Origin of the sequence: Vibrio sp. 10N.222.54.E6 (genome assembly GCF_041473955.1) — a bacterium.
Taxonomy (GTDB): Bacteria; Pseudomonadota; Gammaproteobacteria; order Enterobacterales; family Vibrionaceae; genus Vibrio; species Vibrio tasmaniensis_A.
This window is the reverse complement of the sequence record NZ_JBFRTD010000015.1, coordinates 1-12,860: the sequence shown is the minus strand read 5'-3', so window position 1 is coordinate 12,860 and position 12,860 is coordinate 1. Positions and strand designations below refer to the sequence as shown.

Annotated in this window: 9 protein-coding genes and 3 pseudogenes; 4 read left to right on the top strand and 8 right to left on the bottom strand. The window is 40.9% G+C overall.

Annotation, left to right across the window (positions count from 1 at the left end; translation table 11 throughout):
- Positions 1 to 262 precede the first annotated feature (262 nt).
- Positions 263 to 898: a recombinase family protein gene (locus AB4513_RS10480; protein ID WP_017103703.1), complete on the bottom strand. Its 636-nt coding sequence runs from the start codon at positions 896 to 898 to the stop codon at positions 263 to 265.
- Positions 899 to 1,073: 175 nt separating this feature from the next.
- On the opposite strand from AB4513_RS10480, the gene AB4513_RS10475 reads away from it, so the two are divergent.
- Positions 1,074 to 1,331: a hypothetical protein gene (locus AB4513_RS10475; protein ID WP_016800084.1), complete on the top strand. Its 258-nt coding sequence runs from the start codon at positions 1,074 to 1,076 to the stop codon at positions 1,329 to 1,331.
- Between the two features lie 285 nt (positions 1,332 to 1,616).
- On the opposite strand, the gene AB4513_RS10470 is transcribed toward AB4513_RS10475, so the two are convergent.
- The 3 genes and pseudogenes from AB4513_RS10470 to AB4513_RS10460 form a co-directional block, all read right to left on the bottom strand.
- Positions 1,617 to 1,826 carry a hypothetical protein gene (locus AB4513_RS10470; RefSeq protein WP_016800083.1) on the bottom strand — a complete coding sequence of 70 codons (210 nt, stop codon included), beginning with the start codon at positions 1,824 to 1,826 and terminating at the stop codon, positions 1,617 to 1,619.
- Positions 1,827 to 2,140: 314 nt separating this feature from the next.
- The gene (locus AB4513_RS10465; RefSeq protein WP_102258025.1) at positions 2,141 to 2,353 is read right to left on the bottom strand and encodes a cold-shock protein; all 213 of its coding nucleotides are present in this window, start codon (positions 2,351 to 2,353) and stop codon (positions 2,141 to 2,143) included.
- Positions 2,354 to 2,640: 287 nt separating this feature from the next.
- A pseudogene (locus AB4513_RS10460) lies at positions 2,641 to 3,089 on the bottom strand (recombinase family protein).
- Between the two features lie 210 nt (positions 3,090 to 3,299).
- Here AB4513_RS10460 and AB4513_RS10455 point away from each other — a divergent pair.
- On the top strand, positions 3,300 to 3,560 hold the full coding sequence (locus tag AB4513_RS10455; protein ID WP_069592240.1) for a type II toxin-antitoxin system Phd/YefM family antitoxin: 261 nt from the start codon (positions 3,300 to 3,302) through the stop codon (positions 3,558 to 3,560).
- Positions 3,560 to 3,862: pseudogene (locus tag AB4513_RS10450) on the top strand (type II toxin-antitoxin system RelE/ParE family toxin). The gene AB4513_RS10455 and the pseudogene AB4513_RS10450 overlap by 1 nt, the downstream one beginning before the upstream one ends.
- A gap of 36 nt (positions 3,863 to 3,898) precedes the next feature.
- Here the strand turns inward: AB4513_RS10450 and AB4513_RS10445 are convergent.
- From AB4513_RS10445 to AB4513_RS10430, 4 genes and pseudogenes are all read right to left on the bottom strand, one after another.
- Positions 3,899 to 4,240, bottom strand: a pseudogene (locus tag AB4513_RS10445) (recombinase family protein); the annotation flags it as partial.
- Between the two features lie 568 nt (positions 4,241 to 4,808).
- Positions 4,809 to 6,077 carry an RHS repeat-associated core domain-containing protein gene (locus AB4513_RS10440; RefSeq protein WP_016800081.1) on the bottom strand — a complete coding sequence of 423 codons (1,269 nt, stop codon included), beginning with the start codon at positions 6,075 to 6,077 and terminating at the stop codon, positions 4,809 to 4,811.
- 34 nt (positions 6,078 to 6,111) lie between these two features.
- A complete protein-coding gene (locus tag AB4513_RS10435; protein ID WP_102258027.1) occupies positions 6,112 to 9,954 on the bottom strand; it encodes an RHS repeat protein in 3,843 nt (1,280 codons plus the stop codon).
- A 15-nt stretch (positions 9,955 to 9,969) separates the two neighbouring features.
- Positions 9,970 to 11,031 (bottom strand): hypothetical protein, encoded by a 1,062-nt coding sequence (locus AB4513_RS10430; protein ID WP_102258028.1) that lies wholly within the window; start codon positions 11,029 to 11,031, stop codon positions 9,970 to 9,972.
- A 1,498-nt stretch (positions 11,032 to 12,529) separates the two neighbouring features.
- Here AB4513_RS10430 and AB4513_RS10425 point away from each other — a divergent pair.
- A partial coding sequence (locus AB4513_RS10425; protein ID WP_170962740.1) for a transposase occupies positions 12,530 to 12,860 on the top strand: 331 nt, incomplete at its 3' end.

The following is a 12,860-nucleotide window of genomic DNA, read 5'->3' as shown; positions in this document are numbered from 1 at the left end:
CCAAGAAGGACGCCAAGAAGCCCTCAAGGAGATGGCGCGCAAGATGATGCTTAATGGTCTAGATCAGGAAGCCATTATGGATGTCACAGGATTGAATAAAGACGAACTAGCACAACTTTCTCATTAGCCGAGAAAGTATAAAGCCTTGCTAGTTTAAGGGCGAGGCTCCTGCTTTACGAAGACAACCCTCACGAATAGCGCTATCACTTCGCTTTCTGCTATAAAATTGCTCGATTCCGGCCCAACTTGATGTGAGACATGCCTAGCTCTCGTTACGCTCAACTCTCATTCTTTTGACGACACGAACGACCGTTCGTGGTGACACTCCCACAAACTTAGCTGTTTCATTGATGCTCATCTCCTTAAGAACTCGAAGTTTGTAGATTTGTTCGTGCAACTCTAAATCGGGCCTTCTTCCTCGATACTTGCCCATTGTCTTAGCTTTATCTATGCCTTCCTTTTGGCGTCGACGTCGATCTTCGTAATCTTTACGAGAAATCGCCGCGAGCATATCCATCATCATGTTATTGATCGCTTTAATCATCGAATTCGTGAACTCATCGGATATTTCAGGAGCCATGGCGATGTGACTAGTTGGTAAATCCAAGCTAATGACTTTCAATTCCTTCTCGTACAGCATTTCTTTCAATTTAGACCAACTAGATTCATTTAGACGAGAGAGTCGATCAATCTGCTCAATCATGATCAAATCCCCTTTTTTAGCATCACTTAATAATTGCAGTAATTTAGGTCTTTGCAACGAAGCGCCAGATTCTTGCTCAACATACCAAGCAGCAATACGAAGTCCTTTTTGTTCAACAAATTCTGATAAGGTCTTTTTTGCTCTTTCTGCATCTTGTTCGATAGTTGATGCTCTTAAGTATCCAAATATGTACATAATTTTGATTAAGTGACTTTTAGGTTATGATCTAAATAGGTATGTCATTTATATTATGACATTTAATGGTTAGGTGCAATTTTCAACTAGTGACAATAAGGTATACCCAAACAACATACCCTCCTTCTCAAATTTAAAGTTTAATCATTGCTACAAGGAATAATAAAAATATGAAATGAGAAATCAAAGACTCAGCCAAATCCAAAAAGAGATATTAAGTTGTTTGGCAAAGGGATTCGTGAAGGGAGTCAAAGAAGGTAAGTCTACGGTGGTCAACCATGCTATTAACCAACTTCTTAGGAGAGAGGTCCCTCCAAACAACTTCCGCGTATCTTGTGAAATTATTGAGGAGCGAGGGCTAATCAGGCGCAAGAAAGTAAATTTAGATTGGTATATTAACATTACGCCCGAAGTATTTGATAAAGCACTTTAAGGGCTAGGGTTTATAAACAGAGGTGCATATAGAGTCATTTACACCACAATTTCCGCCTCCGCTGAAATATGAAGAAGCGCATCTTGCTGTATTACAATGAAATCAGGGGGCGATTACGAGCCGAGGAATGCATGTCGACCGATTTCCTAACAAGCCGCTTTACCAAAGTAGTCAATAGCCTATGGAGCAAGATATCAAGCACACAATCAACAAAGAGTTAGAGTTCAGTCGGACAACTGTGTAATCAATTATTAGTAAGCTTAATTACAAGCCTGTGCTTTAGATTTAAGCCAAAATACTAAAATCACCAAGTACACAATCATGTTGATCAGTAATGCTGCCTGTTAAAGTCGTTTCGCAGTATGAAAATTTAATATTCATATCATCCACGTTTCCGCTCACTAACACGTGGCGCCTTAAAACATCACCATTAAGTTGGTGAATAATCCCACCCCAAGAGAGGTTATCTTTAAATAAATTAAATGTGATCTTCATACTATTCCTATTTATTATTTATCGTTTTTTTCTTTTGTTGTTGAAACCAAAAAAGTTTACGGCCTGTTGTTCGAGACATGGTTGATCCTTATTTATTTTCGTTAGATATAACGAAGCTAGCAGTCTTTTAGAGATACTACTATTGAGATATATTAATAATTTTATTTATAAAAACGAAGTAAATAAGAAACGTAACGACAAATACAAAAATTATTGGGAGAATATTGGATATTTTCGTGGGGAGTTATAAATAAGTACTCTAAGATGGGGGGAAGTGACGCAAGCGGTATCTCCGCTCGCGCCTACTTAAAATCTTATGCAGCTACAACGTTTGCAGCTTGAAGACCTTTTTGGCCTTGCTCTACTTCGAAAGACACTTGTTGGCCTTCTTTAAGAGTCTTGAAACCTTCAGATGCGATAGCACGGAAGTGAACGAATACGTCAGCACCGCCGTTGTCTTGAGTTAGAAAACCAAAACCTTTCTCTTCGTTAAACCATTTTACTACGCCATTTGTTTTGTTAGACATATTGTGTCCCTTATATAAGATAAAAATTAATCGCAAAATGCGATGCGCTGAGAGCTGGAATTATTTAATGTATCTATGAAGCTAAGGGAAACACTGAGGAAAACAACAATAACGAGGAATTCTGAGGGTTTTACTTTTACAACTTGATGTTTCATTTAATAACTCTGAACAACAGAGCGATGACATTATTATCCATTATCTCGTTTTTGTAAAGGTTTAATTTGAAGTTAACATATATCTTCCTGCTGCCCTGCAAAATACGATTTTTTACAAATTCACCTACACTTTTATCCCGAGACCTTATAAACAGTCGTCCGACTACACCCTAACTCTTTACTGAGCTCAGTTTATTCATGCCTTTGGTTTGCAATCTCTTGAATGAGTTGGTGAGCGTCTTAGAGGTGCCTCCCTTCTGAGCGCGCGCTCTGCCCACATCACTGTTAATATCCAAATCGCCCAAGTAATGAAAGACCAAACCGGCTTTCTTTCTCGCTAGCTGCTCAGCAATTTGCAAAGCATCAATGGTATTACGATCAAAATACGGTCGACTTTAGTAACGTGAATAACATCCCCTTCCCTCGCAAAGTCCAGCAACAGGTTAAGCAGTTCTCTCTCTGGGGATTCCCCCCCCTCGCTTGCTCTTGGTGAATTTTTCATAACCTATAGCTTTAACCTGTTCAAGTTGAACGTCGAGCGTTTGGTCTTGAATACTGACACGGACATAGCCAATTTTCATGAAATGAACCCTAAAGTGAACATTAAGATAGTTTTAATTAAGTGTACATATACATTTAAAAGACTAACTGGACAGTTCTGAGAGGGGTAACAAGTCGTATCCACTAAATTACACCTTTATGGACACGCCATTGGATTAACCGTATAACTAAAATCATACAAATCAGTTAAAGCGTTCGATTCGTTTATAATGAACGAAAAGGAGAATATTATGCAATCACTTACTGCTAATACAGCTAAAACTAAATTTGGCGATTTACTAATGAAGGCTCAACGTGAACCCGTACAAATCAATAAGAACGGTTCACCGGTTGCGGTGATGATGTCTTGTGAAGAATATGAGCAACTTGAAGCCCTGAAATTGATGGTGGTGAAATCGCGCTTCGAACAAGCAGAGGCCGATGTTCTATCAGATAACCTAGTCGACGGTGACGATTTCATGAATGCACTTGACCAAGGTAAATTTGATTAATGACGCAATATAAGCTTTCTTATGCAGCGCAGTCTGATCTCATTGATATTCGTCGCTATACATTAGAGCGATGGGGGCAAACACAATGGACCACTTACTTTTCAGAACTAAAGTAATCAATGGAATTACTGGCTAGCAATAAGTTGATCGGCATAGAAGTTTCAGAGTTGGGCCAAGACTACTTCCGCTTTCCTTTGAAGCACCATGTGATTTACTACATTCGAAAACAAGAGCTCCTCATTATTGCAGCCGTTTTTGGTAAGCACATGTCTCCCGCCAAGCACTTTTCACAACTCTCTTAACCCTTAGCTTCATATAGTCACGCAGCGTACTCGGCGCTTCACCCTCTCGGCTTGGCCCTTCAGTCTTCCGAGAATCATTCCGTTTTTCTTTCTGGCGGCGAGCGCTTCCTTCGTTCTCAGCGAGATCAACTCACGCTCGATTTCTGCCGCAATTCCTAGCACCTTAGCGGTGATATGAGATTGCCTCGAGCCATATAACTGTAAGTTTTCCTTTGCAATATAGACATTAATTTTCTTTTTCATGCACACTTCGAGTACCTCTAGTACTTGTAACGTTGAACGTGCAATTCGACTGACTTCAGCAAACACAATGCAATCTCCGCTCGTCATCCCCTCTACTAACACACCTAACTTAAGTGGTCGCCATTTTATCTTGCCTATCAAGCCAAAGTGGGCAGCCAAGCACACCGATTTTAAGCATCATCCCCAACGACTCGCCCCTCGAGTTAGAGTTACTCCTACCAGCCCGTTCTGCTGGTTTTGTTCAACAAGGTGATACCGAGCCTGGGTTGCTCATTGCGAATGCGACAGCGATCGGGTTGCAACCTTCAATGTTAAAAGTGTCATATGCCAGTGAGATAAGCACTTCTAATACTAATGAAGGCCCAGACAAGAAGAGTGTTACATTATCGCTTGAGCGTGAATTCCCCCTCGATGATAAAGAACCAATAACCGGACGCTCTCACTCGCTGCTGCTTCAAGCTCAGTTGCAATGCCGGCATCCACCTGTAGTAATCCGCTACAATAATGAAATAAACAACCAAACTGGGAGAATATTATGTTTCCATTTGAACTAAAAGTTAGCCATAGGACGGGACTCGGCAAAAGGCCAGACAGAAGTTTTTTACTTTTACCCAAATTTGGCAACAACCCCTATCCCCACCAACTTACCTCTAGATTTTTTGTAAAAAAGCACATTAGTTAAAAATTACTGTCATTCTAACTATCATAACCAAGACGGATTCCTACCATAAATGACGAGTTTATTCAGGTTACCAGCCGCGGTATTGAAGCTATTGGTCACCCTGGCTAATGCAGGGGCTTGAGGTCTGAACACTCTCCCTGAAGTTGCGGGTAGGTTGCGGACGTAGTTACCTGGCCAAGCAACCACTCTAGTATTTAGATGATTGGCTAAAGCCTGCCCTTGAGAAAACATGCTTCCTCCGGTCGCCCCGAAACAGGTTTGCAAATTAAACCTCTGAACGCTTCGCGCGCCCTCTGGTAGATACTCCGCAAGCCGTCCAGCTGTTTTAAAACCATCTGGCGTCATGGTTAACCCAATCCCCCCATGGCTGTAGACATAATCGTCGGCGCTCCTGTAGATAGCTGCTGTTCTTTGATAACCTGGTGAGCGCTGCCTTGTTATGGTCGTGAGATCTTCAAGAGGGGACCAATGTCTTAACTCAACCATCTCCATCGCTTGGCGTCGTGTAGCCATCAATGCTCTTCTGCTACGAGCCACCCCGATCCCTCTTCCTGCCCCAAACGTTACAAGGCCTATTACCGCCCCAATTCCCGCATTTAAAGCGGCATCTTTGGCACTTGAGCCAGTCGCCAATTCAAGACCAAAGCTAACTGCACTTGACACAGAAGCATCAGCAATCGCGAGGCCCACTTGTACACTGGTTTTTGCTCCCGTTGCTGCCGCGCCAAATCCTCCTGAGATAAAGCCAAGTGCGGCCCCAATCCCAACTTGTTCCCATTCAAAATGCGTATCCGTCACTATCGCACGAATTCCTTCTGCAGTTGCGGAGATGCCCGCCCCTAGAATTGCCCCTACAATCGCCCCTATAATTAAACTGGATATCGCAAACTTTCCGCTGGGATCACGCAAATTCACAGGATCGCCAAAACAATAGCTATAGGAGTTACTCCCTCCCTCTCCAAAAGGACTCAACACATCTGCAGAATGGAAGCGAGTCAAACCTGAACTATAAATCCGAAAACCATTGCCTAAATGATATAGCCCTGAACCAATGTCGCTAATCTCACGTTCGCCATTAAAACCTAACCGACTCTGAGAAAATTTAACAGGCACAATTAACCCTGAAGATTCAAATTTTGATTTAAAGGCTTCGCCAGCTAAGAGAAATCTTGGAGTAAAGTAAATAAACGGGGATAAAGCAGCCAATGAGGTGGAATACTTGATAAAAGTTCTTTTTGATAGATCTATATATCTTTGATTAACACCGGATGAACCATAATTCTTATTCATGATAAACATTTCCTCTATAAATCACGCATTCACCTCAACCTTGTCCATAGGGGGTGTACATTTTGTATTCTGTCGAAATAGTATCATCGCCATGGTGTGAGGTTAGAGTAGCGATAGCACTATGTTGGGCGTTTCCTAGTAAGTATTGATGTTCAGCAAGATGCACCGAGGTATCATAATTTGAAGGGCTGATATTAAACTTGAGGTACGAAGAAATAGTACGGTCCGTCCATAAACCACCCACGTTATGGTAACAAGTGTGCCATCCATCGTATAATTCGTTGACTATCTGGTCACCTTGATAATAAAGCTCCATCTTGGGTTCGTCTTGCCCAATTTGCGCCACTACACGGCCTTGAGCGTCGTATTCGAATTGATAAGACTTGTTGTTAATAGGCAGAGAAGTTGAATTCAATTGACCAAGAGCGTCATAATGATAAAGCGCCCCCCGCTCATCTTTAGTTATGTTTCCTGATGTGTCATAAGTTAAGTTAGCCGATTCAGAGTAGCTAATGTGGGTATTAGAGATTGACGCAAGACGCACCACGTCATCAGTATCATAAGTATATGTACAAATATTGTCGGTACCGTCTGAAAAAAACGTGATAAGTTTGGTTATATTGCCGTACAAGTCATAACTATATTGCTGTCGAATGATTTTGTTGCCAAATGTATCTTTGGGGTGTTCAAAGCCATCACACTGATAATCAACTAGTCGATGGAAATCATCGTATGACATTTTTTCAACCGTTGTTTTGTTGTCTCTTTCGAGTGTCTTTAGGCTGATTTGAAGTTCATCGTTATAAACTTGTTGCAAAGAAAACTGTAATTGAGAGTTTAGATGAACACTTCTTTTCGTTTCTAGTCCGACATCGTTTAATTCTAGTTTAATTTGAAGGTGATCATTTCCCCTATAAGTATCACATCCGACCAAGCGACTATAGTGATCATAATTTAAAGTGCTGAATGTATGGACACTCTCATTATTCGAATCTTGCTTAATATATTCGATATAAAACATTCTTCCGTAGCGGTCATAGCTGTATCTAACGACGTTACCAAAATAATCGTGCTTAAAATCCAGCCTGCCTGAAAGGTGATATTGTTCAAAGCTAAAAAGTCTAACAGACGTATTGGGGAAAAACGCCATCTCCTCTCTCGTCATCCCATCTTTAAAGTACACATAAGCACTGATGAGATTTTTATTCTCTGCACGTACTAGATGACCAGATTTTGCGTCGTAGTGATAGGTGACATTCAACGCTTCGTTGCCTGAAACATTATAGGCCGTGGCTTTCTTCAAATACTTATTGTACGTTATCTCGAGTTCATTACCATCCGCCATAACAACCCTCGTGGGAATTGGAGAAGCCCCGCTAAAAGACTGTTTTTCAGTTCCAGAACTCGACACTTCAGATACCATGCGAGATAGCCCGTCATACACCCTAATCCCAATGGTTTTATTATTAACACTGGTTTCAACAGGCAAAAGATCATGGCTGTAACGGACGTATTTTTTTGATATTTCAAGCGTTTCACCATCGTAGATTTGACGTGTTGAAACAACTCGGTCTGCGGTATCATAGGTGTATTCAACAGTATGACTTTTCTGGTCTGTGCTCGACACCAAGTTGCCTAAGGCATCATAAGTATTCTGGAAAAACGCTAACCGTTTCCCATGACTGTTGAGCAGCTCCTTTGTTAATAAGTTACCCATTAAATCAAAAGAACGAATTTCTGAAAGCAAACCTTGTATCGAATAGTTTATAGTCATCTTGACGGGGTTTTGCTTGATGACTTCTACCCTTCCCTCTGGGTGGGTGATTTTACTAAGGTTGCCTCTGGCATCGTATTCGTAGTTAGTTACCATTGAAGAACTGGTCGAAAAGTTATCAAATTCTTGCTGCTCAATCAATTGACCCAGGCTGTTATAGCTGAGTTCACTCAACACGATGAGTTGACCATTAAGATCACTTCGTTTTGTCTTAATGACCTTGCCTGCATTGTTGTAGTCTTCGACGCTTTGGATACCGGTAGGCTCTATGCTCTTCAATTGATTGAGCCCATCACCAACACGATATACATACTTCACTACCGCTTCATAATCCGTCCCTTCCGCCTTTATCTCTCGAGTCCGCCTACCAAGAAGATCGTATCGACAACTTGAGATAACTCCTTCACTATCGACCCACTGAACGGCTTCACCACTCTTTAAATCATGCTTGACTTGGGTGGTAACGACTAAATTATCATGTGTTGTTAGTGCGCTTGTAATTTCAACATCTTGGTCGGTATAACGGTACGACAAGTCCTTTCGTGAAACAAAATCATTGATAAAAGTAGAGGTTTTTTGTAATTGACCATGAGTAAGCTCTTCAACATTGTTAAAGTAAACATAATCTACACGACTCAGAGAGCTCTCTTCATGTTTAAGGACGACAAAGTTGCCTCCTCCGATGCGGGGTAAGGATTGGTAGGTGAAGACACTTTTCCTCTCTTGTTCATGACTAGTAATAGAGGAAGCTGGCTGGAAAGTTTCTTCCTGCAGGAAGGCAACAAACCCATTAGGCTCTGGAGGGCATGCTTGACCTTCTCCTGAAGAGGTGTAATAGACTCGCTTCGTTTGATCACCATTTATCTCTCGAATTAAGGTTTGATTCCCATAATCATCGTACTGATACTTATGGACAAACGTTCTAGAATCAGAATCTTCATAGTGAGTTTCATGTTTTTCCTTCAGAAATGAGTAATTGGCTGGTTGATGCTCAATACTGGTATTTATCTCCGCGTAATAAACGTACTCTTCTTTTCTGTAAAGAACCTCATTGTGGCGATATTCTATAGATTTTTGTAAATGATATTTATTATAAGACCGTGTTATGGATTGCGTGCTATTTATTTTCTCGACACTACTATACTCATAGTCACTCCTAGATTTGAATAGAGTATCTTCTCCATTGACGAACGCGGCTTCACTAGCAAAACCGAGATAGTTTTTATCTGAATAAGTATAGTTTGTTACTCGGTCAGGTTGATTATTCCCAGCGACAAATCGATGCATAGTCACATAAGGGACTTTACTGACCGGCCCACCGCTCGGAAAGCTGTGCCCTTCATTTTGGTAAGTGAGGATTTCTTTCAGGCCACTGGGATGAGAAAAGACTGTCAGGAGGTCATAGTTAATATTACTCAGGTATTCGTACTCAAAAGTGATATTCGACTCGTCATCAGGTAAATGAAGCGTTGTTAATCTTTTATAAATACCATTGCTTTCTTTATCAACAACCAGTGTTTGATAGGTTTCTCCACCTACAACCTGTGTGACCGTTGTTTTTAAGTCTTCAGACCAATAATCTATCCGTAATTCTCTTCCTGAGCCATCCGTTATTTTCCACAATTTGCTAGTTTGGTCACTCTCTCTATAGTGGAATGTTGTTTCCAAGCCTTGGATGGAGGTGATCTTTTTCAAGGCTCCCGTTTCATAGTCTATCGATTCTACAATCCCACTTTTATAGATAACATTAATTTCATTATTACTGAGAGAATAGAGTAACTTAATATCTTTAATTTTTCTGTATGGGAGTTTATATTCATTAGTCTGATGATTATAAATCGCTTTATAATTTTGGCCTGAGCTCAGGTAAATAATACTATCTTCTTTTTCAAAACGACTTAAAGAAAGTAGCCAGCCTCTCCCAAACCCTTCATCTCGAACACTTTCGGCACGATAGTTTAATACCAAGGAAATGGGAGAACCTACGGTTTTATGTGATAGAAAATCAGCGAGCCTTATTGAACATATATAAGCCCCAGTCCTAGGATCGACACCTGAATTATTAATAATTGAGAAGTTATGTGCATTCGATAAAAAAGACATTTTATTAATCACCTATTAATTATGTTCACTATGTATTCTTCTTAAATAGTACCCTTCCTCGAAATAATCATTGTAGCTAGTTCTTGAAAAACTAAAGTATCCTCTATTGCCAAATTTATCTTCGAAATACACTATTTTTCCATCAGGACTAATACTTTGGTTCCAGTCATAGGGAGGAAATGCTTTAGAGATGTTAGCAGAGTTGCTGCTGTAAATACCGCGCCCAAATGAGCTGACGAATATAATGGCCTCATCTGTATTGAGATCGCCATAGACAACCCGGTCTTTCCAGCCAGTGTCATAGGTAGTTGAAAATGGTATGTTGATATGGCCAGCATCTGTATCATATATCCAGTATAAGGCGGAAGAGGACTGGCTGTTGCTATAAGTCCCCAGCAACCTATGGTGGTCATTATTAAATCTCAGCCCCCCTTCTTGCCAAACTTTCTGGAGCGTAAAATTGTTAGGCTTATACTTCTGGAGATGAAGAATGGCCCCATCACTCCATCCGCTATTGCTTGTTTCGTAGGTAAAATCTGAACTGGTAAAGGTTCTTGGGGTCAACAATTCGACGATGGCAGAAGATTTGTTTGTGGTTCCATTACAAGTATTTTGGGTAAGAGATTCACCAGTGATATTATTGGTGGCCGTCGCTTGGACACACAGATGATAAACATCTGCACGGTTACCTGAAACAAACTTAGAAACACTCCTATAGCCTTCTCTTCGTCTGTTTCGGTTACTTCCATCCTCAAGCCTGATATCTAATACATACCCGCTGTGAGAATCTGAGACGGAGAGCGAGTCAATCGTTTCCGCCGTATAGAGTTTTTTGAGACTTGCATTGTCAAACGTGTAATTAGATTTCAACTGATAATAAATTTCAATTTCGGCCTGCATTCTATTATTGGCGTATATTTTAGAATTTGGCGATAAATTCACATAGGTGCCTTCAAGATAAAGCCTCGAAAAAGGTTCCTCTCTAGGTCCAGTGGAAGAGCAAAAAGCGCTATTAATATTAAATAAAAAAGCGAGTAAACATAGTTTTTTAAATGAATTTGTTTTTAGAAATTTCATATAATATATCCCATATTTGACCACCATGACAATATATATTTAATCATTATTTTTATAATAATTAATTTATAATTTATAATGAAAAATTTAGAAAAGCGCAGTAATAATGTATGTACAGAAGAGAGTTTTAACGAATCCCGCCCTCTGGCCAACTTTGAGTTCAAATGGAAAAACTTCGCCCTAACCTCCTTCTTTGGTGTGTTCGCTGGTATGCCTCTACGACTTTGAGCTCTGCCAATCTAAGTTATACGTTGGCCGAACACGGCATCCTTGTTAATCGTTCTACGATTTACAGCTGATTGGGGTCTTGAACACATTTCCCCGAAAAATTCATCCTCCATCTAATTAGTAGACGATTTGGGAATCTTGCATGCCAATAGCGGAACTGGTTACATCTCAACAGAAAAATGTCCTCAGCAGTACTCATGTTCTTTAGGTTTGAAGCTCGTTACTTGATGGATTAGAGGTTGATATCGAAAGGGAAGTCCCACAAGATCCGTTGAGAGCAGTGTTTTATTTTCTCATTAGTTGCTCCCAGCCAGCTTCCATGACAGTAACCATCAACGATCTCATATGTCGTTTTTTTCTTTTTCCTATTTTGCTCAGAACCCCAGCAGAACACATCACTTGATTTGGCATTCACACATGCTCAGTTTGTTACGGTGTTCACCTTAACTTCGCCGATCCCGCCTAGAACCTCTCCCTTTAACGCCCTCCTTAATTCGTGAAAGGGCGACCTTAGCCTACGTCAGACGTGATAAACTTTATAGCTCTTAGTCTTCTACAACGGCAAAAGGCAAATAATACGCTCCTTTTTGCATAACTTTTCGGCATAATTAAACCTAATTCTAGGTCGGAAAACCCCAAGCGGGCTAATTGAACTGGCCCCAAGTTTAGAGAAAGCTTTACCTGCCCTGATTCGAAAAGAAGAAATCTGAGGGTTGGGTGGTAACACTCACTCAATTACGACTTATGTCTTCCTCTGGCATAGAACTAGCAGATTCTCCCACTAAGTATTAGGCGAGTCCCTCTGCCGTGTATTGGACTCGCCCCGAAGGAGCCTCTGTCGCGTTTCAACTTCGCTTTCAACTTCGGATTAAAGAAGTTATTAAAGCCTTGGTGAAGATTAAGCACAGATTGCTGGAAGGCGATTGAATCATATTACTTCAACCATTGGTATTTACGCGATTTCTTGGCAACTGCAAGTAGTGGCTTGATGTCCTTTTTAGGATTCAGCGTGACACCATGCTTGCGGTGCATATGAGACTTTAAATGTAGAGCTTTGTTATACGCTTTATAGCTATAACAGTTTCAACCGACTCAAATCTGTGCGTACCAGCTGTAACGAAAAACTCTCTGGCTATATCTATTATTCTCGTGGCTTCCTCGCCATTCAAAAGCCTGCAGGCTATGCCGATAGGCTTTGTTGCGTAATTCAATAGAACTAAATCAAGAACCTACGATCTGATCAGCTACCTCCACTCTCACTCGTAGCTCTATGCCTAAACCTCGTTACAAAACAACTAACTGGAAGCAATACAACCAATCACTCATTAACCGTGGCTCTCTGACCTTTTGGATTGATGAAGAGGCGATTAGCGGGTGGGCGCAAAGCAAACAGAATAAGCGCGATAGGCCACGTCGATTCAGTGATTTAGCTATCACGACAGCACTCATGGTGAAACGCATGTTTTCTATGCCACTGAGAGCGTTGCAAGGATTTATCAACTCGATATTTATACTGGCCCATGTTCCATTAAGCTGTCCGCATTACACCTGCATCAGTCGTAGAGCAAAGCAAGTTGAGGCCTCATTTAAGACAAAAACGA

Excerpts from the sequence above, each read along its gene's own strand:
- AB4513_RS10480 (WP_017103703.1), bottom strand. The coding sequence starts at position 898 with ATGTACATATTTGGATACTTAAGAGCATCAACTATCGAACAAGATGCA.
- AB4513_RS10475 (WP_016800084.1), top strand. The coding sequence starts at position 1,074 with ATGAGAAATCAAAGACTCAGCCAAATCCAAAAAGAGATATTAAGTTGT.
- AB4513_RS10470 (WP_016800083.1), bottom strand. The coding sequence starts at position 1,826 with ATGAAGATCACATTTAATTTATTTAAAGATAACCTCTCTTGGGGTGGG.
- AB4513_RS10465 (WP_102258025.1), bottom strand. The coding sequence starts at position 2,353 with ATGTCTAACAAAACAAATGGCGTAGTAAAATGGTTTAACGAAGAGAAA.
- AB4513_RS10455 (WP_069592240.1), top strand. The coding sequence starts at position 3,300 with ATGCAATCACTTACTGCTAATACAGCTAAAACTAAATTTGGCGATTTA.
- AB4513_RS10440 (WP_016800081.1), bottom strand. The coding sequence starts at position 6,077 with ATGAATAAGAATTATGGTTCATCCGGTGTTAATCAAAGATATATAGAT.
- AB4513_RS10435 (WP_102258027.1), bottom strand. The coding sequence starts at position 9,954 with ATGTCTTTTTTATCGAATGCACATAACTTCTCAATTATTAATAATTCA.
- AB4513_RS10430 (WP_102258028.1), bottom strand. The coding sequence starts at position 11,031 with ATGAAATTTCTAAAAACAAATTCATTTAAAAAACTATGTTTACTCGCT.